This window comes from Aeromonas sp. JL9 (genome assembly GCF_024436075.1).
Classification (GTDB): Bacteria; Pseudomonadota; Gammaproteobacteria; order Enterobacterales; family Aeromonadaceae; genus Aeromonas; species Aeromonas veronii.
The window spans coordinates 27,906-52,786 of sequence record NZ_JANFNV010000010.1 but is presented as its reverse complement, the minus strand read 5'-3'; the positions used below and the strand labels follow the sequence as shown (position 1 = coordinate 52,786).

The following is a 24,881-nucleotide window of genomic DNA, read 5'->3' as shown; positions in this document are numbered from 1 at the left end:
AGAACCATCGGCTCAACCCCCACGCGATAAATAACAAGACCCCGCCAATTGGCGGGGTCTTGTTGAGAGGCTATCAGCCGAAGCGGTAGGCGCCCATATAGAGGCTGCCACCATCCCAGCTCTCGTGCAGCTGAGTCGGCGCCACACCATCGGCCGCCCCCAACGCCACAAAGAGCGGGCGCAGGTGGTCGTCGTGGGGATGGGACTCCACCGCACCGGGAGCCTGCCGGCGATAGTCGAGCAGCGCCACCCTATCCTCGTCGGCCATCTTCTGCTCCAGCCAGTCGACAAACTGGCTGGCCCACTCCGGCACTGGCGAGCCTTCCGGTGCCAGCGCCCGCAGGTTGTGGGTGATGGCGCCGGAGGCGAGGATGCCAATCCCCTGACTGCGCAGCGCCCCCAATACCTCTCCCAACTGCCACAACTGGGCCGAGGTGAAGCTCGCGGGAATGGAGATCTGCACCAGCGGGATCTCGCTGTTTGGGTCGATCAGAGATAGGGGCGACCAGACTCCGTGATCCAGCTCGCGCCGCACCGGGGTGGCGGTCAGTCCGGCCAGTGCCAGCTGGTCGCTCACCCCCTGCTGCAACCACTCGGGGCTGCTGGCAGGCCAGCGCATCCGATAGAGGAGCTCGGGGAAGCCGTAAAAGTCGTACATCAAGGCCGGTTTGGGCTCGACGTTGATCTGCAGCTCGCGGCTGAACCAGTGGGCGGAGATGACCACCAGCCCCTTGAGCTCACCCAGACGCAGGGTTCGCAGAAAGCGGGTGGCGGGTTGCTCACGCAGCACCAGATCCGGTGCGCCGTGAGAGATAAACCAGACGGGGGCGAGGGACATAAAGCGGACTCCAACAAAGTATCAGGGGGCGATACCGGAGGGGATATCGCTGTTGGAATCGATTATCACTCTGCCATGAAAAGTGGACAATCCAGCAAGATAGATAATAACTATCAACTAATGGTTGATAATTTCACGCTTTCACGACCGGTAAGCAGCAATAGATATCAAGGCTGCGGTGCATCCGGTAGCGGTCGGGCTGCACGAAGCGCCATCCGGGTCGCTGCACTGTGATCCTGCCACTCTCGCCACGCCAATCCCTCGGCGGCCGCCTCCCCTTTCACTGGGAGGGAGAAGATCGCCAGCAGTCGCGCATTATCAGGCCAGTAGCGGGCTGGCAGCGTCTGAACCAGCAGCAGGGCTGCGCCCAGCAAGAGCAGAGCCCATCCGGTTTCATGGCTGTTTTTCATCCCGACCTCCTTCACCCGTGCGCCAATGAACTAACATTTTTGCGCAAGCCGGTGACAAGACGGTGACAGCGGACGGGTGGTCATTTTACAACATCTGAACCTCAACCCGGCCAAACAACCACAGATGGCAACATTTGTATCCCTTCAGCCCGAACCTGTGGCCGTATGCTCTAAAATGTGACTCACAGGAAAACGTTATCCCTGAAAAGAAAACGTTATCTGGTCAAAACGTTGTTTCTGGATCATAAAAAGATTCCAAAAACTGGTGTATATTGCTCGGCGGAAATTCCTTAACCATGAAGATTGACATGAAAAAGACCAAAATTGTCTGCACCATCGGTCCGAAGACCGAATCCAAAGAAATGCTGGCCAAAATGCTGGACGCCGGCATGAACGTCATGCGCCTGAACTTCTCCCACGGTGACTACGCCGAGCACGGCAGCCGCATCAGCAACCTGCGCGCTGTGATGGCCGAGACCGGCAAGCACGCAGCTATCCTGCTGGACACCAAGGGTCCGGAAATCCGTACCATGAAGCTGGAAGGCGGCAACGACGTCGCGCTGGTCGCTGGCCAGACTTTCACCTTCACCACCGACCAGACCGTGGTTGGCAACAAAGACAAAGTGGCTGTGACCTATGCTGGTTTCGCCAACGATCTGCGCGTCGGCAACCGCATCCTGGTTGATGACGGCCTGATCGGTCTGGACGTTATCGAAATCACCGAGCGCGAAGTTATCTGTAAAGTGCTGAACAACGGTGACCTGGGCGAGAACAAAGGCGTTAACCTGCCGGGCGTCTCCATCAAGCTGCCGGCCCTGGCCGAGAAAGACAAGCGCGACCTGATCTTCGGTTGCGAGCAAGGCGTTGATTTCGTTGCTGCTTCTTTCATCCGTAAGAAAGAAGACGTTCTGGAAATCCGTGAGCACCTGAAAGCCCACGGCGGCGAGAACATCCAGATCATCTCCAAGATCGAAAACCAGGAAGGTCTGGACAACTTCGACGAGATCCTGGCTGTTTCCGACGGCATCATGGTTGCTCGTGGCGACATGGGTGTAGAGATCCCGGTTGAAGAAGTTATCTTCGCCCAGAAGATGATCATCGCCAAGTGCAACAAAGCCCGCAAAGTGGTTATCACTGCCACCCAGATGCTGGACTCCATGATCAAGAACCCGCGTCCGACCCGCGCCGAAGCTGGTGACGTGGCCAACGCCATCCTGGACGGTACCGACGCAGTGATGCTGTCCGGTGAATCCGCCAAGGGTAAGTACCCGCTGGAAGCCGTGACCATCATGGCCACCATCTGCGAGCGTACCGATGCCGTGATGCCGTCCAACCTGTCTGCTGCCAACGACAGCAACAAGCTGCGCATCACCGAAGCTGTATGTAAAGGCGCCGTAGAGACCTCCGAGAAGCTGGACGCCCCGCTGATCGTGGTTGCTACCGAAGGCGGCAAATCTGCCAAGGCCATTCGCAAGTACTTCCCGAAAGCCTGGATCCTGGCTATCACCACCAACAAGAAAACTGCTGCCCAGCTGGTTCTGACCAAGGGTGTGGTTGCTCACGTGGTTGACAGCATCGCCTCTACCGACGATTTCTATCGCATCGGTAAAGAAGCCGCGCTGGAAATCGGCATGGGTCTGAAAGGTGACGTGGTTGTGATGGTCTCCGGTGCTCTGGTACCGAGCGGCACCACCAACACCGCTTCTGTTCACGTTCTTTAATCAGAGCTGAACGAGTTGAAAACGGCGCCTGCAGGCGCCGTTTTTTTTGTCCCTCCCCCCTGCTTACCTGACAAGCCCGGTGTTAGAATCCACGCGAATTTAATCTATGCGGGAAATCTCCCGAATATCGCGTAATAACCCGGAAGTTATATGCCCTCAATACGTTTTAAAAGAGTCTCGGCCACCCTGTTGCCGCTGCTCTGTCTCCTCGCCAGCCTCTGCGTCCCGCAAGCCATGGCGCAAGATGTCCCCTCTCGCAACGCAGTTCAGCGAGCGCTGGATGGTCTGGGTAAATCAGAGACCCTGACCGTCAGTCAGCAAGCGGATCAGAAGTTGCTGACCGAAACCCTCGGACTGCTCGACAGCATCGACAAGGAAGAGGCGAAGGCCAAGACCCAGGCCCAGCGGATCCGCAACCTGCCCACCGAGCTCAGAGAGATCAGTGCCAAGCTCGATGCCCTGACCAAGGGCAAGAGTGCGGAGCAGATCAAGAGCGAATACGCCAGCATGAGTCTGGCAGAGCTCGACAGCCGTCAGCCGGAAGTGCTGGCCAACATGCAGGCGGCCCAGGAGGCCCTCGGCGCCATCGGCAGCCAGCTCACCAGCTTGCAGACCCTGCCGGAGCGGGCCCAGGCCAGCATGAGCCGTGCCTACCAGCGCAGTCAGGAGATCCGTACCCGCCTCAACGCCGGTGAAAGCGTCTCCAGCGCCGAGAAGATGAAGCTCGGTGCCGAGCTGGCCCTGCTCGACCTGCAACTGGCCCACCTGCAAAAGGAGCTGGATAACCGTACCAGCATGCAAGATCTGGCGATCAAGCAGCGCGACTACCAGAGTGCCCGTCTCGCCAGCGAAGAGCAGAAACTGCAGCTGTTGCAGGATCAGAGCAGCGCCAAGCGCCTCGGCGACACCGAAAAAACCGCCGAGCAGACCGGTGAACTGGTGGCGACCGAAGACAGCCCGCTGGTGCAAAAAGAGCAGGAGCTCAACCACCAGCTCAGCCAGCAGCTGATCGGTGCCACCACCAGCCTCAACTCGCTGGTCCAGAAAAACCTGCAAGCCAAGAGCTGGCTGGAGCGCGGCATCCAGACCGAGCGCAACCTCAATGAACAGGTGCAGATGCTCAAGGGCAATCTGCTGCTGTCACGCATCCTCTATCAGCTCTACCAGCAGCTGGAAGCGGCGCCCACCATCGCCGTCAAAAACCTGGAAGAGCAGATCGCCGATCTGCATCTGGCCCAGTTTGAACTGAGCCAGCAGCGTGACCAGCTGTTCCAGAAGAACCTCTATCTGGACAATCTGATCGCCGGCAGCAAGGATCCGGTCAGCGAGGAGGACAAGGAGAACCTTGCCAAGCTGCTCGATACCCGCATCAATCTGCTCGATCAGCTCAACCGCCAACTCGACAGCCAGCTTACCAACGCCATCAGCCTGCAGCTGACCCAGCAGCAGCTGGCGCGGGTCTATGCCTCTATCGAATTTACCCTGCAGCAACACATCTTCTGGGTAAGCAGCAACAAGCCCATCGACAGCAAGTGGTTTATCAGCTGGCCCGCCCAGGCCTACAAACAGGCCTCCGACTGGGTATTGAAACCGGACTGGAAACGCTGGCGCGAAGAGCTGCTGGGGATCTCCCTGCTTGCCTTCCCGCTGCTGCTGATCGGCGGCCTGCTGGTCTGGAAACGTCCGGCGCTGGTTGAGCGCGAGAAGAAGATCACCAAGGACCTTGGCCGTTTCCGTCAGGACAGCCAGTGGCACACCCCGCGCGCCCTGCTCTATACCGTGCTGCAACGCCTGCCGGGCAGCATGTTCATTCTGGCTGTCGGTCTGCTGCTCACCTACTGCGGTCTGCTCAGTCCCAAGCTGATGTTCCAGATCACCCTGAACCTTGCCCTCGGCTATCTGGTATTCAGCGTCTATCTGGCGGTGATGCGCCCGGGCGGCATCGCCGAAACCCACTTCCGGATCCCGAAAGCGGAGCTGCAGGCCAAGCGCAACAGTATGCGCTACATCTGGTTGCCACTGCTGCCGCTCATCATGCTCGCGACCAAGGCGGTGGTTGAACCCTCCACCCTGGGCAACGACGTGATCGGCCAGGCCATGACCCTGACCCTGCTGGGGCTGGCCGCCTATCTGGTGTTCCCCATCTCCCGCGCCCGCATCAAGGGCGAGGCGAGCATGCAGAAGTCGCTGATCGCCATTGCCCTGGCGCTGGCACCGGTGGCGCTGATCGTGCTGGCGGTGCTCGGTTACTACTACACCGCGCTGAAGCTGACCGGTCGCCTGATCGAATCCTTCTACCTCATCATCATCTGGAGCCTGGTCTACCGCACCGCTCTGCGTGGTCTGGAGCTGGCTGCCCGTCGTCTGGCCTACCGCCGTGCGGTGGCCAAGCGTGAGCACAAATCTTCGGAAGATGCGGAAGGTGGTGAATCCATTGAAGAGCAGCCCATGGATCTGGAGGATGTCAGCCAGCAGTCCCTGCGTCTGACCCGTACCGTGCTGATGCTGATCTTCGGCGTCGCCTTCTACTGGCTCTGGTCCGATTTGGTGGCGGTATTCTCTTACCTCGACAGCATGGTGCTGTGGCACCGCAGTGAAGGCACCGGCGCCAACGCCGTGCTGTTCCCCATCAGCCTGAGTGACGTGCTGATCGGCTTCCTGCTGCTCGGCGGTGCCTGGTCACTGGCGCGCAACCTGCCGGGCTTGCTGGAGGTGCTGGTGCTCTCCAAGCTCAACCTGGCTCAGGGGACCGCCTACGCCATCACCACCATGCTCAACTACGTGCTGATCGGCTTTGGCTCCCTCACCGCTCTCTCCATGATGGGCGTGCAATGGGACAAGCTGCAGTGGGTAGCGGGTGGTCTGTCAGTCGGTATCGGTTTCGGCATGAAGGAGATCCTCTCCAACTTCGTCTCCGGCATCATCATCCTGTTCGAGCGTCCGGTGCGGATCGGTGACACCGTCACCATCGGCTCCTTCTCCGGTACCGTCTCGCGGATCCGCATTCGCGCCACCACCCTGACCGACTTCGATCGCAAAGAGGTGATCATCCCCAACCAGCAACTGATGACAGAACGGCTCATCAACTGGTCGCTGAGTGACACCGTCACCCGGGTGATCGTGCGAGTGGGCGTAGCGTACGGCTCGGATCTGGAGCTGACCCGCACCCTGCTCAAACAGGCCGCCGACGAAAACAGTCGGGTACTGAAAGACCCGGCTCCCATCGTCTACTTCCTCACCTTTGGCGCCAGCACTCTGGATCACGAGCTGCGCTTCTTCGTGAGCGAACTGGGTGATCGCAACCCAGCGGTAGACGAGTTGAACCGCAAGATCGACCAGCTGTTCCGCGAGAACGGCATCGAGATCGCCTTCAACCAGATGGATGTCTACATCAAGAACATGCAGGGCGAAGAGCAGAAGGTGGAGTCCAACTCCGCCGCTCTGCCGCCGCCCGCGGAAGATGGCAAGCAGCCAGCCTGATAGCGAACTGCATTAATCTGATAGCAACAGCCGCTCACCCAGGTGAGCGGCTTTTTTATGCCAGTTTATGGCGATAGAGACAGTTCCCCATTGCCAGCATGGCTGGCCGCCGCACAACAGGCAGCCATCACCCTTGATAAAATATAAAGAGAAATAAAACCATAAAAACAATGACTTAAGTCACCAGACAACTGACTACTTGGATCAAACCCATGCTCTTCTCCCCTCACCACTTACCCCATACCGCGCTCGCTCCGGCTCCCGGACTTTTATAACTTTTTTTAATTTTATTTGAGTGTCCTCTTCATCCTGACCATTGCAAAGTGGCGCCATTCCAGCGCCGGGCCCTGTGACCACCGCCCGGCTGACACCGACTTGCTCATTTGATAATTGAAAGGATCCGAGAGATGAAACACTCCTTGATGGTAATGGGGTTGGCCGCCTGTCTGGCATTGAGCGGCTGCCAGAATATGGACACCAAGAAAGTCCTGATAGGTGCAGCTGCGCTGGGTGCCATCGGCGCCGCTGGCTATTACGCCGGGAAAAAGCACAGCGATAACAAACACGAGCATGATGGCCAGCATGACGATAGCGATGACCAGCATATGGCCACCAGCAAGATGCCCCGTTACTGCTCGGGGGAAGCAGCCAGCAAATTCCATGTCTCCCCGCGCGATATCACCACCGAGTCGGCAGAAGATAGCGGCCACAGATACAAGGTCTATGGCCAGTACGAGACCGACGATGATGCAGTCGACTTTACCTGCACCTTCAATCACGACGGTCGCTTCCTCTCGGTCGTTCGCAGCTGATTGACCATCGGGTACAGCCAATTCACCCCATACAGGACACACACGATGAAACAGCAACGCAGCATGATCGCCAGCCTCATTGCGCTGGCCCAGACACGGATACCGGATGACATGCCGGCGTTCTGCCACGCCTTTGCCATCAAACCGGGAGATACGCTTTATCTGCCACCTTCCGAGCGCGTGAAGATTTGGTGACCACCAGCAGGGGCCCTGGCCCGAAAAGCTCCAGCAGATGGACCACCTCCACCTGAGCTGAAGATGACCGACACAGGGAGTGTCTGTTTTACCCTGTCTGGTTTTTCCCGACCCACATGTGCCTGACCATGTGGGTTTTTTTGACCCTTTTGCCCCGCTGCTTCTCCTCAGCCTGCCCTGCTTTCACCCGATACGGTCACGGCACACAACTCTGCCATTTTCTCGCCTTTGCCATTGGCTGAAAAACCGGCGGCGTACCCGCCATAAATCGGTTTACGACCACACTGGTCTGACCTATGGTAAAGCATATAAAAGATGCATCGTGGAGCTGCTTTTCCTATGAATGACCGAGAACTGCAACAGATCCTGTTTCGCTCCTTCGATGTGATCCCGCTGCCTATTCTGGTGTCAGAATCCATTGCCCGTCACGATGGCTGCTCACCCGACATGATCCCGCAGCGGCGCCACCGCTTCCTGAATAAAGCCTTCATTGAGCAGCTGGGCTACAACCTTGACGATCTGCCGGACATGGCCTCCTGGTTTCAGGTCGCCTACCCGGATGAAGGGTATCGCCGCACCATCATCGACTCCTGGCACTCCCAGGTGGAACAGAGCTTGTCGCAAGGGCTGGAGGTCGCCGAAATGCCTGCGCTGATCCGCTGCAAGAGCGGTCAGTCGCGCTGGTTTATCGTCACTGCCCAGCTGGGAGCCGATGCAATCCCGGATGGCCATATCGTCACCTTTCGCGATATCCACGACCTGCAGTGCATGGTGGAAGAGGTGAGCCGCCTCTCCTGCACCGATCCGCTCACCGAACTGACCAACCGGCGTGGCGCCCAGCAACAGTTGCAGGCCTTTTGGTTGCAGGGTGAGCCCCTCTCGGTGGTACTGGGAGATATCGACCATTTCAAACAGGTCAATGACCGCTACGGCCACCCTGCGGGCGATGCCGCGCTCTGCGCCGTCGCCCACGCCATGGCTGGCCAGCTGTTGCCGGGAGAGAGCCTGGCCCGTTGGGGCGGAGAGGAGTTTCTGCTGATCCTGCCTGGTTGCGATATTGAACAGGCGGCACGGCGCGCCGAACAGCTGCGCCAGCATGTCAGTATCACCCGCTTGCCATGGCAGGGGACGCAACTATCTCTCACCATCAGTCTGGGGTGTGCCAGCATGAAGGGGCAGGAGAGCATCGACTATCTGCTGATGATGGCCGACCGGGCCCTTTATCAGGCCAAGGATCTGGGCCGTAACCGGGTTGTCATTTCGACGGAATAGAGTGATCACCAGAAAGGGAAGCCGACTCGCGGCCATAAAAAAACCGAAGCACAAGGCTTCGGTTTTTTACTGCGCAACTGGCGTGAGCCAGCCGGGCATTACTTCTTGATACGGATAACCGGGGTCTCGCCCACAGTCACGGCACCAGTCATTTTGATCAGCTCTTTGATCTCGTCCATGTTGGAGATGACAACCGGAGTCAGGGTAGACTTGGCTTTCGCTTCCAGAACAGCCAGATCGAACTCGATGATGGTGTCGCCGCGTTTGACCTGCTGACCTTCCTGAGCGATACGCTTGAAGCCTTCGCCTTTCAGTTCAACGGTGTCGATACCGAAGTGAACGAACAGCTCGATACCGGAGTCGGATTCCAGAGAGAACGCGTGGTTGGTCTCGAAAATCTTGCCGATGGTACCATCGCACGGAGCAACCATCTTGTTGCCAGCCGGCTTGATGGCGATACCGTCACCAACGATCTTCTCGGCGAAGACAACGTCAGGCACATCTTCGATCGGCACGATTTCGCCAGACAGCGGAGCAAAGATTTCGATGCCGCCGGTGTCAGAGCTATCGTCGGAAACCAGTTTCTTCAGTTTATCAAACAGACCCATATAAAGCTCCTAGAGATGATTTGTCGCTGTTTGCAGCCGATCTTAGCAGACTGCTTTCTGCTTAATAAAGTTATCTACGCATGCTTCGATTTCAGCGGCGGTGGCAAAGCTCAGTGCTTGATCAGCCATTGCCTTCACATCTTCGAAGTTGGTATTGCGGATAAGCTTCTTGATACGCGGTACAGAGATGGCGCTCATGGAGAACTCATCCAGACCCATACCCAGCAGCAGCAGGGTAGCGCGCTCGTCACCAGCCAGTTCACCACACATACCGGTCCACTTGCCTTCGGCGTGGGACGCATCGATAACCATCTTGATCAGGGTCAGGACGGAGGGTGACAGCGGGTTGTACATGGCGGAGATCATCTCGTTACCACGATCGACAGCCAGGGTGTACTGGGTCAGGTCATTGGTACCGATACTGAAGAAATCCACTTCCTTGGCCAGATGATGAGCCATCACGGCAGCGGCCGGGGTCTCGATCATGATACCCACTTCGATGGATTCATCAAAGGCTTTGCCTTCGGCACGCAGTTCAGCTTTCAGCGTCTCTACGGTAGCTTTCAGGCTACGGAACTCTTCGACAGAGATGATCATCGGGAACATGATGCGCAGTTTGCCGAAGGCAGAGGCGCGCAGAATGGCCCGCAGCTGAGCGTGCATGATGTCTTCGCGGTCGAAGAAAATACGCACGGCACGCCAGCCCAGGAAGGGGTTCATCTCTTTCGGGAAATTCATGTACGGCAGCTCTTTGTCGCCGCCAATGTCCATGGTACGCACGATGATCGGCTGATCCGGCATCGCTTCGGCCACTTCTTTGTAGGCTTTGAACTGCTCGTCTTCGGTCGGCAGCGCGTCACGGTCCATGAACAGGAACTCGGTACGGTACAGACCCACGCCTTCGGCGCCATTGCGGATAGCACCTTCGGTATCCTTGACGGTACCGATGTTGGCGCACACTTCGACCTGATGACCATCCAGCGTGATGGCAGGCAGATCTTTCAGCTTGGCCAGCTCATCTTTCTCGGCCTGGAACTGAGCCTGGAACTTCTTGGCTTCGGTCAGCTGTTCAGCGGTCGGATTGATGATGATCTGGTTGTTGATCGCATCCAGCACCAGCATGTCACCGTTCTTGACGCGCTCGGTGATGTCGTTGGTGCCTACCACGGCCGGCAGCTCCAGGGAGCGGGCCATGATGGAGGTGTGAGAGGTACGGCCACCGATGTCGGTGACGAAACCCAGCACATATTTCAGGTTGATCTGAGCGGTTTCAGACGGGGTCAGGTCTTTGGCGACCAGGATAACCTCTTCGTCGATGGTGCTCAGGTTGACAACGGCGATGCCCAGTACGTTCTTGACCAGACGGGTACCGATGTCACGGAAGTCGGTAGCGCGTTCGCGCAGATAAGGGTCATCCAGCTCGGCCATCATCTTGGCGTACTGTTCGATCACCTCATAGATGGCTTTGTCAGCGGAAGCCTTGTTCTCTTTGATGAAGGATTTGATATCCCCTTCCAGCTCCTCATCTTCGAGCAGCATGATGTGGCCTTCGAAGATGGCCTCTTTTTCCTCACCGAAGGTGCGACCGGCCATCTCTTTGATGGCTTCCAGCTGGGTAGCTGACTTGGTACGAGCTTCGAGGAAACGGTTGATCTCGGCATCAATCTGGTCAGCAGAGATTTTGCCCTGATTGATAACGATTTCATCTTCTTTCAGAAGAAGCGCCTTACCGAATGCGATACCGGGGGACGCAAGAATGCCAGATATCATAATCCTTCCTATTAAAACGACTGTGGGGGAGGAATCTAAAGCTGGATTACTCCAGCTCGTCCATCAGGGCAACCAGCTTCTCAACAGCTTGCTGAGCATCCGGGCCATCAGCCTGGATAGTTACGTTGGTACCCTTGGTCAGGCCCAGGGTCTGCAGCTTGAACAGGCTCTTGGCGCTGGCGGACTTGCCACCGGAGACCACAGTGATCTCGCTTTGGAATTCTTTGGCTTCTTTCACGAACTGAGCTGCCGGACGGGTGTGCAGGCCGTTTTCAGCAGTAATAACAACAGACTTCTCGTACATGGTTTCACCCCATATTATTGATATTTTTTGGTGGATTGGTCGTTTTTGAAGCAACCTGACCCACCGTGTCAGTATGGATATGTTGTAAAGTAACGAAAGCAGACCCGCAATGGTTTAATCCAGGTCAAGTTTCTGTGCAGTAATCGGCGCGCTGGTTGGCAATTTTCAGTTATTGGGCTACAAGCCGCATCAGAACTGGCCTGAAATTATTTTATAACGAAAAATAACACTTTGTTACTTTGTGATACCCAGCCAGCAAACACCGCGTGACGCCGCACAGGATATGAGATTTAGAGCGGAATGTCTGCTTTTTTTCTCACTCCGGAACTTGTTATTTTACCCCAAAAAATAAGGATCAAGTGACACTAACAGGGGTTGAGTCTAGCCCATAAAGAAGCGGCGCTCCTGGGAGCGCCGCTGTTTTGAAAGATTCCGATCAGTTACTGCTGCAGTTCCTGCTCGCTGAACACCCCGGCAAACAGGGCGCTGGAGAGGTAACGCTCCGCCGCGCTCGGCAGGATGACCACTATGGTTTTGCCCGCAAATTCCGGCAGCTCGGCCAGACGGCTGGCAGCCACCACCGCAGCACCGGAGCTGATACCGGCCAGGATCCCCTCCTCCTCCATCAGGCGACGGGCCATCTCGATGGCTTCGTCACTGGTCACCTTCTCCACCCGATCGATGAGGGAGAGGTCCAGGTTACCCGGGATAAAGCCGGCGCCGATCCCCTGGATCTTGTGGGGGCCCGGTTTGATCTCTTCCCCGGCCAGCTTCTGGCTGATGACCGGCGACTCGGCCGGTTCGACCGCGACAGAGACCACCGCCTTGCCCTGGGTCTTCTTCAGGTAGCGGGAGACACCGGTAATGGTGCCACCGGTACCGACCCCGGCCACGAACACATCCACTTCGCCGTCAGTGGCATCCCAAATCTCGGGGCCGGTGGTCTTTTCGTGGATCTCCGGGTTGGCCGGGTTTTCAAACTGTTGCAGCAACACATACTTGCCCGGCTCGGATTCGAGGATCTCGTTGGCCTTGGCAATGGCCCCCTTCATGCCGAGCGGCCCTTCGGTCAGCACCAGATTGGCACCGAGCGCCTTGAGCAGCTTGCGGCGCTCCAGGCTCATGGTGGCCGGCATGGTCAGGGTGATGGGATAGCCGCGAGCCGCCGCGACAAAGGCCAGAGCAATACCCGTGTTGCCGCTGGTGGGCTCGATGATCTCCTTACCCTTGGTCAGGATGCCGCGCTTCTCGGCATCCCAGATCAGGTTGGCACCGATACGGCACTTGACGCTGAAGCTGGGGTTGCGGCTCTCGATCTTGGCCAGCACGCGGCCTTTGGTAACACGGTTGAGACGAACCAGCGGGGTGTGACCGATAGTCTGGCTGTTGTCCTCAAAAATTTTGCTCATGGCGCTATCCCTGTGTTTGTTACGACGATGAAACAAGATTACCCTGTGGTTTCTGAATGAGAAGTGACTATTCGTTATAACCATATGGTATTACAACATATAGAGCTTATTCTCTCTGGCCCCTGACTCCGGGCGCCAATCGTCAAAGGAACCGACGTTATGGGATTTTCAGGAAGCAACCAGTATCTCGCCTCCGATGCATTGAAGATGGCGGTCAATGCCGCCGTCACCCTCGAAAAACCGCTGCTGATCAAAGGGGAGCCGGGCACCGGCAAGACGGTGCTGGCAGAAGCGGTCGCCGACCATCTCGGCACCGATCTCATTGCCTGGCATATCAAGTCCACCACCAAAGCCCAGCAGGGACTCTACGAATATGATGCGGTGGCCCGGCTGCGCGACTCCCAGCTCGGCGACCCCAGAGTGGCCGATATCAGTCACTACATTCGTAAAGGCAAGTTGTGGCAGGCCTTCAGCGCCGAGCAGCGACCTGTGCTGCTGATCGACGAGATCGACAAAGCCGACATCGAATTCCCCAACGATCTGCTGCTGGAGCTGGATCGGATGGAGTTCGACGTCTACGAGACCGGCGAGCGAGTCAAGGCGCGCCAGCGGCCGGTGGTTATCATCACCTCCAACAACGAAAAAGAGCTGCCGGACGCCTTCCTGCGCCGCTGTTTCTTCCACTACATCCGCTTCCCCGACAAGGCCGAGATGCAGGCCATCGTCAAACTCCACTACCCCGACCTCAAGGAGAGCCTGCTTGGCGAAGCGATGGAGCTATTCTTCGAGCTGCGCGAGGTAGAGGGGCTGCGCAAGAAGCCCTCCACCTCGGAGCTGCTGGACTGGATCCGCCTGCTCTTGGCCGACGATATCGCCCCCGAGGCAATGCGTGCCCGCGAGCCGGGCAAGCTGGTGCCCGCGCTATATGGCGCCCTGCTCAAGACCGAGCAGGATCTGCATCTCTTCGAGAAGCTCGCCTTTCTGGCCCGGCGCGGCAGCTGATCCATGCTGATCGACTTTTTTACCCACCTGCGCCGCCACAAGCTCCCCTGCAGCCTGCGTGAGCTGCTGGACTTGCACGCCGCACTGGCAGCCCGGCTGGTCGCTATCGATATGGACGAGTTCTACCAACTCTCCCGCTGCCTGCTGGTAAAAGACGAGGCCCACTACGATCGCTTCGATCGCGCCTTCGCCGAATACTATGAGGGGCTGGACGCCATCCCTCTGCTGCCGGAAAGCCTGCCCGAGGAGTGGCTGCGCAAGGAGTTCGAACGACTGTTGAGCCCAGAGGAGAAGGCGCTGCTCAAATCCCTCGGCGGACTCGACAAGCTGCTAGAGACCCTTAACCAGCGATTACGCGAGCAGAAAGAGCGCCACGCCGGTGGCAACAAGTGGGTGGGAACCGGTGGCAGCAGCCCGTTTGGCCACGGCGGTTTTCACCCCGAGGGGGTGCGCATGGGTGGAGAGGGGCAGCACGGTAAGGCGGCCAAGGTGTGGGAGGCCCGTCACTATCGCAACTTCAGCGACGACTCACCGCTCGGCCAGCGTGCCATTCAGCTCGCGCTGCGCAAACTCAGACGCTGGGTGCGCAAAGGCAATCCCGACGAGCTGGATCTCGACGACACCATAAAAAGCTCTGCCCGCCAGGGCTGGCTTGATGTGAAGCTACGGCCCGAGCGCCACAACGGTGTGAAGTTGCTGGTCTTTTTCGATGTCGGAGGCTCCATGGATGCCCACGTGGCCGAGGTGCAGCGCCTCTTCTCCGCCCTGCGCCACGAGTTCAAGCATCTGGAGTACTTCTATTTTCACAACTGCCTCTACGACTTCGTCTGGAAGGATAACAAGCGCCGCTTTGAGGAGCGGTTCGATACCCTGCGGCTGCTGCGCACCTATGGCAGCGACTACAAGGTTATCCTGGTGGGGGATGCCACCATGGGCCCCTACGAGATCACCTGGCCGGGCGGCAGTGTCGAGCAGTGGAACGAGGAGTCGGGTCAGGTGTGGCTCACCCGCTTGCAGCAACACTTTCCCAAACTGGTGTGGATCAATCCCACCCCGCGGCGGGAGTGGCTCTGGCATCCCTCCATCAAGCTGATGAATGACGTGGTTGGCGGACGGATGCATCCGCTGACCCTGGCGGGTCTCGCTGCGGCGATCGACCAGCTGTAACCCTCTCTACCCTATAAACCGACAAGCCGGGAACGCACCCGGCGAGGAGCAAAGATGACCTCTATCGTGATCAGTGGCTCAGGCCTCTATACCCCACCCTTTGCCGTCAGCAATGAAGAGCTGGTGGCCGCCTTCAACCAGTACGTAGATCTCTACAACGAGGAGAACGCCTCCGCCATCGACGCCGGCCAGCTCCCCGCCAAGCAGCACTCCAGCTGCGAGTTCATCGAGAAGGCCTCCGGCATCAAGAGTCGTTATCTGGTGAGCCGAGAGGGAGTGCTCAACCCCGACATCATGCAGCCGCTGCTGGCGGAGCGGCCCGATGAGATGCCCTCCATCATGGTGGAGATGGCGGTAGCCGCCGCCGAGCAGGCACTGATCGCCGCCGGTCGCGAGCCGGGAGAGATCGATCTGGTCATCGTCGCCGCCTCCAACATGCCGCGCCCCTATCCGGCGCTGGCCATCGAGCTGCAGCACTATCTGGGGGCGAGCGGCATGGCCTTTGACATGAACGTGGCCTGTTCCTCCGCCACTTTCGGTATCAAGACAGCCGCCGACATGCTGGCGGCAGGCACCGCCAACGTGGCGTTGGTGGTCAATCCGGAGATCTGCTCGGGGCACCTCAATTTTCGCGATCGTGATAGTCACTTTATCTTCGGCGATGCCTGCACCGCGGTGCTGCTGGAGCGAGCGGAAGATTGCAAGGTGGCCAACCCGTGGCAACTGGTAGCCAGCAAGCTGGTGACCGAGTACTCCAACAACATCCGCAACAACTTCGGCTTTCTGAACCGGCTGAGCCCGCGCACCCGCTACGGCGACGACAAGCTGTTTCGCCAGCAGGGGCGCAAGGTGTTCAAGGAGGTGTTGCCGCTGGTGTGCGACCAGATAGCCAACCAGCTCGACGAGCAGGGCTGGCCTGCCGAGAGTCTGAGCCGGCTCTGGCTCCATCAGGCCAACCTCACCATGAACCAGTTCATCGGCCGCAAACTGCTCGGCCACGATGCCAGCCAGCAGGAGGCGCCGGTCATTCTTGATAGCTATGGTAATACCAGCTCGGCGGGTTCCATCATCGCGTTTCATCTGTACAATCGCGACCTTCCTGCGGGGGCTCGCGGCGTACTGTGCTCGTTTGGCGCCGGCTACTCTATCGGTAGCCTGCTGCTGCAACGATGCTGAGCATGAAATACGTGCCGCGGCGGCCATAACAACAAAAACGCTGTTCAGGTGAAATCATGATGAGAATCTCGGGGCGCTGCGCCCTGCACTACGGGGTAACCCTGTCACTATTTTGTCTCTATGGCTGGCAGGTTTGCCCGTTTCTCGAGAGTCTCACCCTGCCCCAGTTGCTGGGGCCGACCCTGGTGACGTTTGCCATCATGTTCGCCGTGCGCAATTGGCTGCTCTCAAGTCGGCCCTTGGCGCGCAACGGGCTGGACGGGTTTGGACTGGAGGTGGGTTTCTACCTGCTGGGAGCACTGCTGCTGTCGGGCTACAACGCCCTGGCCCACGACTTTCCGCTGGAGAGTCACCTCAAGGTGCTGCTAGGGATGACCACCCTCGGCTTTCTGGTAGCGGCCGACCTGACTCTGGAGCGAGACTGGCATCGGGCCAGAACACGGCAAGCCGAGCAGAGCCTGGCACTGAGCCACCCGCTGGCCATGCCGCTGCCACGCAAGTTCACCCTCTTTACCCTGGCGACCCTCACCCTGCTGGGGGGCGTATTCTTCTTGCTGTTCAACAAGGATCTGGAGTGGCTGGTGACGGTGGAGCGCAGTCTGCCGAGGGTCGATGCCCAGCACTACATCCTGTGGGAGATCGCCTTCGTAATGACGGTGACCTTCTGTTATCTCGCCCTCATCATCCACGGTTATGGTCGCAATCTCGGCCTCTCCCTGCGCCAGCAGACCAGCACCATGGCCAGAGTACAGTGTGGTGACTTCGACGCCCGGGTGCCGGTCACCCGGGATGACGAGTTTGGCCTTATCGCAGCCAGCACCAATCAGATGATCGGCGAGCTGAAATCCCGCAGCGACGAGCTCAACCTGACCCGCGACGTGGCTATCCTCGGCCTTGCCTCGCTGGCGGAGACCCGGGACAACGAGACCGGCGCCCATATCATTCGCACCCAGCACTACGTCAAGGCGCTGGCGCAATACCTCAGTCGCAGCGATTGGGATCGCTATCCGCTCGATGATGCCACCATCGACCTGCTGTTCAAGTCGGCCCCTCTGCACGATGTGGGCAAGGTGGGCATTCCCGATGCCATCCTGCTCAAACCGGGCAAGCTGACCGACGAGGAGTTCGCCATCATGAAGCGCCACCCGCAGATCGGCGCCGATGCGCTGGCGAGTGCCGAGGCGCAGCTGGGCTCCAACTCCTTCTTGCGGCTGGCCCGGGAGATCTCCCTCACCCATCACGAAAAGTGGGATGGCAGCGGCTATCCGGCAAGGCTGGCGGGTAAGGAGATTCCCCTCTCCGGGCGATTGATGGCGGTAGCGGATGTCTACGATGCCCTCATCTCGAAACGGGTCTACAAACCTGCTTTCAGCCATGAAGAAGCGAAGGAGATCATCGTGAAGGGGAGCGGCAGCCATTTTGATCCCGGCATCGTCGCGGCTTTTCTCGCCTGCGAGACGCAGTTCAGGGAGATTGCCGCGCAGTTTCAGGATCACCAATGAGCAGGCGCATCCCGGCCCTTTGCCGTGATCGCTGACAGGGCAACCGGCGTCATAAATTGTACACAAACAGGTCTGGCCATCGCCGATTCAGCGCCATGCTGACGGCATTTACCACACCGCGCCTATATTGATATTTCCCTTTGTTTACAGCTATTTTTTGTCATTTTGTGATCCGGATTCGTGCCAATGACGCAACCGGGATCACAAGATGGCAGGAAAAGGCCGGAATTTGCCCTCCGGCGCCAATGATGGCTTCCAATGAAAGCGAGGTTTGTTATCATCCGGAGACATTTTTCATCTGTCGCCGGCTACAAAAGAATACCCTCATGTACACACAGTTCTTCGGCCTCTCGGAACACCCGTTTTCCATCTCGCCCAATCCCAAGTACCTCTATATGAGCGAGCGCCACGGCGAAGCCCTTGCTCATCTCAACTATGGATTGCAGGATGGCGGCGGCTTTGTGCTGCTGACCGGCGAAGTGGGCACCGGCAAAACCACCGTCTCCCGCTGCCTGCTGCAACAGCTCCCCGCCGAGACCGAGATCGCCTACATCCTCAACCCCTCTCTGACCGAACGGGATCTGCTGGCCGCCATCTGCGACGAGTTTCAACTCCCCTATCCCGAAGATGCCGGGATCAAGCGGCTGTTCGACCTTATTCGCGATCACCTGCTGGCCAACCTGGCGGCAGGCAAGCGCAGCGTGGTACTGGTGGATGAGGCGCAGCACCTGCTGCCCGGCGTACTGGAGCAGCTGCGCCTGCTCACCAACCTCGAAACCGACGAACGAAAACTGCTGCAAGTGGTGCTGATCGGTCAGCCCGAGCTGCAACAGATGCTGCGCCAACCCCTGCTGCGTCAGCTGGCCCAGCGCATTACCGCCCGCTATCACTTGCTGCCGCTCTCTCACAGCGATGTGGATGCCTACGTCCGCTTCCGGCTGCAAGTTGCAGGCTGCGTACAACCCATCTTCACCCCGCGCGCCATCAAGACGCTTCATCGCCTGAGTGGCGGCATCCCCCGTTTCATCAACCTCATCTGCGACCGCGCCCTGATCGCCGCCTTCGCCCGTGGCAGCTACAAGATTGTCCACAGCGATATCAGCCAGGCAGCCTTCGAGGTCAATGGCGTTCGGGACGAAGGGAGCTGGGCCTCCGGTCTGATGGTGACGCTGGCGGGCGCCCTGCTGGTGGCCGCAGGCTGGTGGGGCTGGCAATTTTTCGGCGTGTTCCCCACCCGGCCGGTAGTCAAGGTCGAGGTGCCGGTCACCATCGACGAGACCGCCGAGCAGCAGGAGCAGCTGACCGAGGCGATCAATCAGGCCATCGACCCCGACAGCGCCATGCAGAACCTCTATCGGGTCTGGGGTTATGAACCGGAACCGTTCGAGGCAACCTGTGACAATGCCCCCCGTGCCGGTCTGCGCTGTCAGGAGGGAGAGGCAAGCCTCGACGAGCTGCGCGCCCTGCAGTATCCCGCCATGATCACGCTCACTGACCAGACTGGCGGCCTCTACTATGCGACCCTGGTCAATCTGGGGCCGAACAATGCCAGTCTGATGATCGGTGACCAGAGCTGGCAGGTGGATCGCCAGTGGCTCAGCGACAACTGGGGCGGCAGCTACACCCTGCTCTGGCGCATGCCGAAAGGGGGGGTGAGCCTGATCGCCAGCAATGCCGGTCAGACCCAGATCCAGTGGCTCGACAACGCCCTCAGCCGTGCGTTGCAACAACCCGAGCGCAAGGTGCGCCGTTTCGATGGCGAGCTCAAGAACAAGCTGCAGCAGTTCCAGCGGGATCAGGGGCTCACCCCTGATGGCATCGCGGGCAGCAACACCCTGCTGCGTCTCAACGCCCTCTCCGGTGAACCCATGCCCAGACTGGAGGAGGCCTCCTGATGTCTACCCTGCTCAAGGCGCTGCGCCGTGCGCAGCAACCGCAACTCTCTGCCCATATACCGGCCATGGGCTTGCCCATGCCCCGGGAAGAGGAGCGCAGCCCACACCGCATCGGCTGGTTGCTGGCTCCCCTGGCCCTGCTGCTGGGGGCGGGCGCCAACTATGGCTGGCATCTGATCCACCTGCGCCCCATCGAGGAGAAGGTGGAGGTGAAAGAGGTGATCACCCCACCCTTCGTGCGGGTCGAACCCAAGGCAATGGTGACCCGACCGCTGCCCCCGCCCCTGCCGGAGCCGGTGGTCCAACCCAGAGCAGTGGCCAAAAACGAAGGAACCAGTCAGGGGAATACCCCCGCGCTGAGTCTGGCCGAGCAGCTGATGAAAGCCCTCAATGAAACCCCATTGCAGGAGACGCCACACGCCGCCAGCCAGAACGTGCAACCAGCCCAGTTGATGGCGCTGGGCTCGGCGCCCCAGTCGGTGCGCCAGCAGGTACCGCAATTGAGCTATGGCTCTCACGTGTTCTCCTCCAACCCCGCCAAGCGGGCCGTGGTGCTCAATGGCCGGGAATACCGGGAGGGAAGCGAAATCGCCCCGGGGGTCGTGCTCGCCACCATCGACCAGCAATACATAGTGCTGCAGGTCGCCGGACAGAGCGTGACCCTCAAGGCGCTGCAGGATTGGCGAGGATGAGTACACACCGTACCCTGATGTTCGCTGGCAAGCAGGATGCACCTCACCTGAGTGCCACTTTTGTGAGCATTCAAAGGTTTACGGTGTGATGAAATATCCATTTTTACGGTTTGGCGCGCCCCGACCCGTTGTGTCACAGCCACCGGCCGTACACAATACGCAGCCGCCCCAGAGCCTGGAATTTGTTGATTAATATGACGCTACGATTCAGGGATGACATCTTGCCCATGCTGCTGGCCCAGTGCCGGCGGCTTCCCATGACCAGAGTCACCCAGGTGGCCTTTCTGGCGCTGCTGATCATGCTGGCCCAGCAGAGCGCCGCCCTCACCTGGCGTCTGCTCACCCTGGCAAGCCCGCAAACCAGCCAACCGTGGCAACCCTCCGCCGTGGCGATCAGCGGCCAGAGCAACCCGCGCCTTGAACTGGGCGAGGTAAGCCGACTGGCGCTGTTTGGCAAGGCGATCCCCAAGGCGCAAGCCAAAGCCGCCGTGGCCGCCAATGCGCCGCGTACCCAGCTCAATGCCCAGCTCAACGGGGTGCTGGCCAGCTCGGATCCCGCCAAATCCATCGCCATCATCGCCATGTCCGGCATCCAGAACTCCTACGGGGTCGGTGACATGATTGACGGCACCCAGGCGCGGATCCGGCAGGTCTATCCGGATCGGGTGATCATCGAGCGGGATGGCCGCGACGAGACCCTGATGCTGGATGGCGAGGAGTATGGCAAGCCGCTGCCGCAGACCAACGCCGCCCCCCTTGGCTCCCTGCGCAGCGAGCTGATGGCCGATCCGGGCAAGATCACCGATTACCTCAATATTTCACCGGTTCAGGTGGATGGCCGCATGACCGGCTATCGCCTCAATCCGGGCAGCAATCCTGAGTTTTTCAACCAGAGCGGGCTGCAGGCCAATGACCTGGCCATCAGCATCAACGGGCTGGATTTACGGGACAACATGCAAGCCATGCAGGCGATGCAGCAGATGGCTGGCGCAACGGAAATGACAGTGACCGTCGAGCGACAGGGCGAACAGTTCGACATCTATGTGCGCTTGTCAGAATAATGATTTGGAGTCGTACCAATAATGACCACTAAAGGGAAAAGCTGGCGTCTGGCCACTATCGCAGCGGCACTGATGATGGCGGGCTCAGCCTGGGCCACCGAATACTCTGCCAGTTTCAAGAACGCCGACATTGAAGAGTTCATCAATACGGTGGGCAAGAACCTCAATAAAACCATCATCATAGAGCCCTCGGTGCGCGGCAAGATCAACGTGCGCAGCTACGACCTGCTCAATGAGGAGCAGTACTACCAGTTCTTCCTGAGCGTGCTCGACGTCTACGGCTTTGCCGTGGTTCCGATGGACAACGGGGTGCTCAAGGTACTGCGCTCGCGGGATGCCAAGACCTCCGCCATTCCGGTGGTTGATGGCAGCAACCCGGGCATGGGCGACGAGATGGTGACCCGGGTCGTGCCGGTACGCAACGTCTCGGTCCGTGAACTGGCGCCACTGCTGCGCCAGCTCAACGACAACGCCGGTGGCGGCAACGTGGTGCACTACGAGCCCTCCAATGTGCTGCTGATCACCGGCCGCGCCGCCGTGGTCAACCGCTTGGTGGAGGTGGTGAACCGGGTCGACCGCGCAGGCGATCAGGATGTGGACATCATCAAGCTCAAATTCGCCTCGGCGGGGGAAATGGTGCGGCTGGTGACCAACCTCAACAAGGATGGCAACCCCCAGGGGGGCACCGCCTCCCTACTGCTATCCCCCAAGGTGGTGGCCGACGAGCGCACCAACTCTGTGGTGGTGAGTGGTGAGCCGAAAGCGCGCGCCCGCATCATCCAGATGGTGCGCCAGCTCGACCGCGACCTGCAGAGCCAGGGCAACACCCGGGTCTTCTACCTCAAATATGGCAAGGCCAAAGACATGGTCGAGGTGCTCAAGGGGGTCAGCTCCAGCATCGAGGCCGACAAGAAGGGCGGCGGCGCAACCACAGGTGGCGCCAGCATCGGCGGTGGCAAGCTGGCCATCTCAGCCGACGAGACCACCAATGCGTTGGTCATCACCGCCCAGCCGGACGTGATGTCCGAACTGGAGCAGGTGGTGGCCAAGCTCGATATCCGCCGCGCCCAGGTGCTGGTGGAGGCGATCATCGTCGAGATGCAGGATGGCGACGGCCTCAGCCTTGGCGTCCAGTGGGGCAATGCCAACGGCGGTGGCACCCAGTTCACCAACTCAGGCCTGCCCCTCGGCAGCGCCATTGCGGCGGGCAAGGATTACCAGAATGGCAAGACCGACACCGCTGCCGGTCTGCTGAAAGAGTTCAACGGCATGGCCGCCGGTTTCTATCACGGCGACTGGGCCATGCTGGCCACGGCGCTGGCCTCCAATACCAAGAACGATATTCTCTCCACCCCGAGTATCGTCACCATGGATAACAAGGAGGCCTCCTTCAACGTCGGTCAGGAGGTCCCGGTCCAGAGCGGTTCGCAAAGCTCCACCACCAGCGATCAGGTGTTCAACACCATCGAGCGCAAGACGGTGGGCACCAAGCTGGTGGTGACCCCGCAGATCAACGAAGGGGATTCGGTGCTGCTCAATATCGAGCAGGAGGTCTCCAGCGTCGCCCAGACCCAGGCGACCGGTACTGCCAACCTTGGCCCCACTTTCGATACCCGTACCGTCAAGAACGCGGTGCTGGTCAAAAGCGGCGAAACCGTGGTGCTGGGCGGTTTGATGGACGAACAGACCAAGGAGCAGGTCTCCAAGGTGCCCTTGCTGGGCGATATCCCGGTGCTGGGCTATCTGTTCCGCTCCACCTCCAACACCACCTCCAAGCGCAACCTGATGGTCTTTATCCGGCCAACCATCTTGCGTGATGCGGACGTCTATACCGGTGTCTCCAGCAACAAGTACTCCCTGTTCCGCGCCGAGCAGCTCAATGCCGCCTCGCAGGAGGGGTATCTCACCTCCCCCGCCCGTCAGGTATTGCCTGCCTATGGCCAGGATGTGATGGTGTCGCCCGAGCTGCAAAAAGAGATCCAGAAGCAGATCAACGAGATGCGGAGCAGACAGCAAAGCACTGTCGAGACCACCACCCCGTTTGTGCAGAGTAAGCCCTGATGAGTGCCTACCATCTGGATGGAAGCGTCGGGCCTGCGCCACTGCCCGAGCTCCCCTTTGTCTTTGCCCGCAACTTCGGGGTGATCCTGATTGAGCGGGAGGGCGCCCCCGTGCTGCAGTGCCGTCCTGGCGTCACCCCGCAAGCCCTGCTGGAAGTGCGGCGGGTCGCGGGTTGCAGCTTCGCGGTGGAGCAACTCGACAACGAGGCCTTCGAAGAGCTGCTGATGGCTCACTACCAGCGCGACTCCTCCGAGGCGCGCCAACTGATGGAAGATCTCGGCAACGAGATGGACTTCTTCGCCCTGGCCGAAGAGCTGCCCCAGAGCGAAGATCTGCTGGATGCCGATGACGACGCCCCCATCATTCGCCTCATCAACGCCATGTTGAGCGAGGCGATCAAGGAGGAGGCCTCCGATATCCATATCGAGACCTTCGAGCGGGCACTGGTCATTCGTTTTCGCATCGATGGGGTGCTGCGGGAGATCCTGCGCCCCCATCGCAAGCTGGCCTCACTGCTGGTCTCGCGGATCAAGGTGATGTCGCGGATGGATATCGCCGAGAAGCGGGTACCGCAGGATGGCCGTATCTCGTTGCGTATCGGCGGCCGCGCCGTCGACGTGCGGGTCTCCACCATGCCGTCCAGCTACGGCGAGCGGGTGGTATTGCGTCTCTTGGACAAGAACAACGTGCGCCTCGAGCTCAAGCAGCTGGGGATGACCGCGGCCAACCGCACCATCATCAGCGAGCTTATTCGCAAGCCCCACGGCATTATTCTGGTCACCGGCCCGACCGGTTCCGGTAAATCCACCACCCTCTATGCGGCGCTGTCTGAAATCAACTCGCGGGATCGCAACATCCTGACGGTGGAAGACCCTATCGAATATGACCTCGAAGGGGTGGGCCAGACCCAGGTCAACACCAAGGTGGACATGACCTTCGCCCGCGGCCTGCGCGCCATCTTGCGTCAGGATCCGGATGTGGTGATGGTGGGGGAAATTCGAGATCTGGAAACCGCCCAAATCGCGGTGCAGGCCTCGCTGACCGGTCACCTGGTGATGTCGACCCTGCACACCAACACCGCCATCGGCGCCATCACCCGGATGCGGGACATGGGGATCGAGCCCTTCCTGCTCTCCTCGTCGCTATTGGCGGTGCTGGCCCAGCGGCTGGTGCGCACCCTCTGCCCCGATTGCCGCGCCCCGCGCCCCATCACCGAGCAGGAGCGCCTCGCCATGGGCATCGAGCTGGCCCCCGACCAGCAGGTGTGGCGTCCGGTCGGCTGCGAGCTGTGCAACCACACCGGCTACCGTGGCCGGACCGGCATCCACGAGCTGGTGGTGATCGACGAAGCAGTGCGTGAAGCCATTCACAGTGCCAGCGGCGAGCTCGCCATCGAGCGGCTGATCCGCGGCCACACCCCCAGCATCCGTCGTGACGGCATCGACAAGGTCCTCAAGGGGCAGACCAGCCTCGAAGAGGTACTGCGCGTGACCCGGGAAGATTGAG

Annotated in this window: 20 protein-coding genes; 14 read left to right on the top strand and 6 right to left on the bottom strand. The window is 59.5% G+C overall.

Going from position 1 to position 24,881, the window contains the following annotated elements; genetic code table 11:
- Positions 1 to 73: 73 nt before the first annotated feature.
- Positions 74 to 838, bottom strand: a complete 765-nt coding sequence (locus NOM06_RS09840) for a class III extradiol ring-cleavage dioxygenase (protein ID WP_255911364.1) — start codon at positions 836 to 838, stop codon at positions 74 to 76.
- Between the two features lie 167 nt (positions 839 to 1,005).
- Positions 1,006 to 1,248: a hypothetical protein gene (locus tag NOM06_RS09835; RefSeq protein ID WP_100646456.1), complete on the bottom strand. Its 243-nt coding sequence runs from the start codon at positions 1,246 to 1,248 to the stop codon at positions 1,006 to 1,008.
- A 308-nt stretch (positions 1,249 to 1,556) separates the two neighbouring features.
- Here NOM06_RS09835 and pykF point away from each other — a divergent pair, with 308 nt between their 5' ends.
- From pykF to NOM06_RS09810, 5 genes are all read left to right on the top strand, one after another.
- Entirely contained in the window at positions 1,557 to 2,969 is a 1,413-nt protein-coding gene (pykF, locus tag NOM06_RS09830) for a pyruvate kinase PykF (protein ID WP_031227651.1), read from the top strand.
- Between the two features lie 150 nt (positions 2,970 to 3,119).
- A complete protein-coding gene (gene mscK, locus NOM06_RS09825) occupies positions 3,120 to 6,449 on the top strand; it encodes a mechanosensitive channel MscK (protein ID WP_255911362.1) in 3,330 nt (1,109 codons plus the stop codon).
- A gap of 407 nt (positions 6,450 to 6,856) precedes the next feature.
- Positions 6,857 to 7,261, top strand: a complete 405-nt coding sequence (locus NOM06_RS09820) for a hypothetical protein (RefSeq protein WP_255911360.1) — start codon at positions 6,857 to 6,859, stop codon at positions 7,259 to 7,261.
- A 45-nt stretch (positions 7,262 to 7,306) separates the two neighbouring features.
- Complete coding sequence (locus NOM06_RS09815; protein ID WP_255911358.1) at positions 7,307 to 7,456, top strand: hypothetical protein; 150 nt, start codon at positions 7,307 to 7,309, stop codon at positions 7,454 to 7,456.
- A gap of 339 nt (positions 7,457 to 7,795) precedes the next feature.
- Complete coding sequence (locus NOM06_RS09810) at positions 7,796 to 8,728, top strand: sensor domain-containing diguanylate cyclase (protein WP_255911356.1); 933 nt, start codon at positions 7,796 to 7,798, stop codon at positions 8,726 to 8,728.
- Positions 8,729 to 8,826: 98 nt separating this feature from the next.
- On the opposite strand, the gene crr is transcribed toward NOM06_RS09810, so the two are convergent.
- The 4 genes from crr to cysK all read right to left on the bottom strand — a co-directional run bounded on the left by crr (position 8,827) and on the right by cysK (position 12,819).
- The gene (gene crr / locus NOM06_RS09805; RefSeq protein ID WP_005338264.1) at positions 8,827 to 9,336 is read right to left on the bottom strand and encodes a PTS glucose transporter subunit IIA; all 510 of its coding nucleotides are present in this window, start codon (positions 9,334 to 9,336) and stop codon (positions 8,827 to 8,829) included.
- 42 nt (positions 9,337 to 9,378) lie between these two features.
- The gene (gene ptsI / locus NOM06_RS09800; RefSeq protein ID WP_021229076.1) at positions 9,379 to 11,106 is read right to left on the bottom strand and encodes a phosphoenolpyruvate-protein phosphotransferase PtsI; all 1,728 of its coding nucleotides are present in this window, start codon (positions 11,104 to 11,106) and stop codon (positions 9,379 to 9,381) included.
- A 46-nt stretch (positions 11,107 to 11,152) separates the two neighbouring features.
- On the bottom strand, positions 11,153 to 11,410 hold the full coding sequence (locus NOM06_RS09795) for an HPr family phosphocarrier protein (protein WP_005338266.1): 258 nt from the start codon (positions 11,408 to 11,410) through the stop codon (positions 11,153 to 11,155).
- A gap of 440 nt (positions 11,411 to 11,850) precedes the next feature.
- Positions 11,851 to 12,819, bottom strand: coding sequence for a cysteine synthase A (gene cysK, locus NOM06_RS09790; RefSeq protein WP_047440293.1), 969 nt, complete (start codon positions 12,817 to 12,819; stop codon positions 11,851 to 11,853).
- 159 nt (positions 12,820 to 12,978) lie between these two features.
- Here cysK and NOM06_RS09785 point away from each other — a divergent pair, with 159 nt between their 5' ends.
- The 9 genes from NOM06_RS09785 to exeE all read left to right on the top strand — a co-directional run bounded on the left by NOM06_RS09785 (position 12,979) and on the right by exeE (position 24,880).
- A complete protein-coding gene (locus NOM06_RS09785) occupies positions 12,979 to 13,821 on the top strand; it encodes a MoxR family ATPase (RefSeq protein WP_255911354.1) in 843 nt (280 codons plus the stop codon).
- Between the two features lie 3 nt (positions 13,822 to 13,824).
- Positions 13,825 to 14,988 (top strand): VWA domain-containing protein, encoded by a 1,164-nt coding sequence (locus NOM06_RS09780; protein WP_255911352.1) that lies wholly within the window; start codon positions 13,825 to 13,827, stop codon positions 14,986 to 14,988.
- 54 nt (positions 14,989 to 15,042) lie between these two features.
- Positions 15,043 to 16,164, top strand: a complete 1,122-nt coding sequence (locus tag NOM06_RS09775) for a beta-ketoacyl-ACP synthase III (RefSeq protein WP_255911350.1) — start codon at positions 15,043 to 15,045, stop codon at positions 16,162 to 16,164.
- Positions 16,165 to 16,220: 56 nt separating this feature from the next.
- A complete protein-coding gene (locus NOM06_RS09770; RefSeq protein ID WP_255911348.1) occupies positions 16,221 to 17,666 on the top strand; it encodes an HD domain-containing phosphohydrolase in 1,446 nt (481 codons plus the stop codon).
- Between the two features lie 326 nt (positions 17,667 to 17,992).
- Positions 17,993 to 19,561 (top strand): ExeA family protein, encoded by a 1,569-nt coding sequence (locus NOM06_RS09765; protein WP_255911346.1) that lies wholly within the window; start codon positions 17,993 to 17,995, stop codon positions 19,559 to 19,561.
- The gene (gene exeB, locus NOM06_RS09760; protein ID WP_139742638.1) at positions 19,561 to 20,253 is read left to right on the top strand and encodes a GspB family T2SS assembly factor variant ExeB; all 693 of its coding nucleotides are present in this window, start codon (positions 19,561 to 19,563) and stop codon (positions 20,251 to 20,253) included. Before NOM06_RS09765 ends, exeB begins: the two co-directional genes overlap by 1 nt.
- Positions 20,254 to 20,480: 227 nt before the next feature.
- The gene (exeC, locus tag NOM06_RS09755; RefSeq protein ID WP_139742655.1) at positions 20,481 to 21,314 is read left to right on the top strand and encodes a GspC family type II secretion system variant ExeC; all 834 of its coding nucleotides are present in this window, start codon (positions 20,481 to 20,483) and stop codon (positions 21,312 to 21,314) included.
- A gap of 21 nt (positions 21,315 to 21,335) precedes the next feature.
- Positions 21,336 to 23,375, top strand: coding sequence for a GspD family T2SS secretin variant ExeD (gene exeD, locus NOM06_RS09750; protein ID WP_021229084.1), 2,040 nt, complete (start codon positions 21,336 to 21,338; stop codon positions 23,373 to 23,375).
- The gene (gene exeE / locus NOM06_RS09745) at positions 23,375 to 24,880 is read left to right on the top strand and encodes a GspE family T2SS ATPase variant ExeE (protein WP_058057784.1); all 1,506 of its coding nucleotides are present in this window, start codon (positions 23,375 to 23,377) and stop codon (positions 24,878 to 24,880) included. Before exeD ends, exeE begins: the two co-directional genes overlap by 1 nt.
- Position 24,881: the final 1 nt, after the last annotated feature.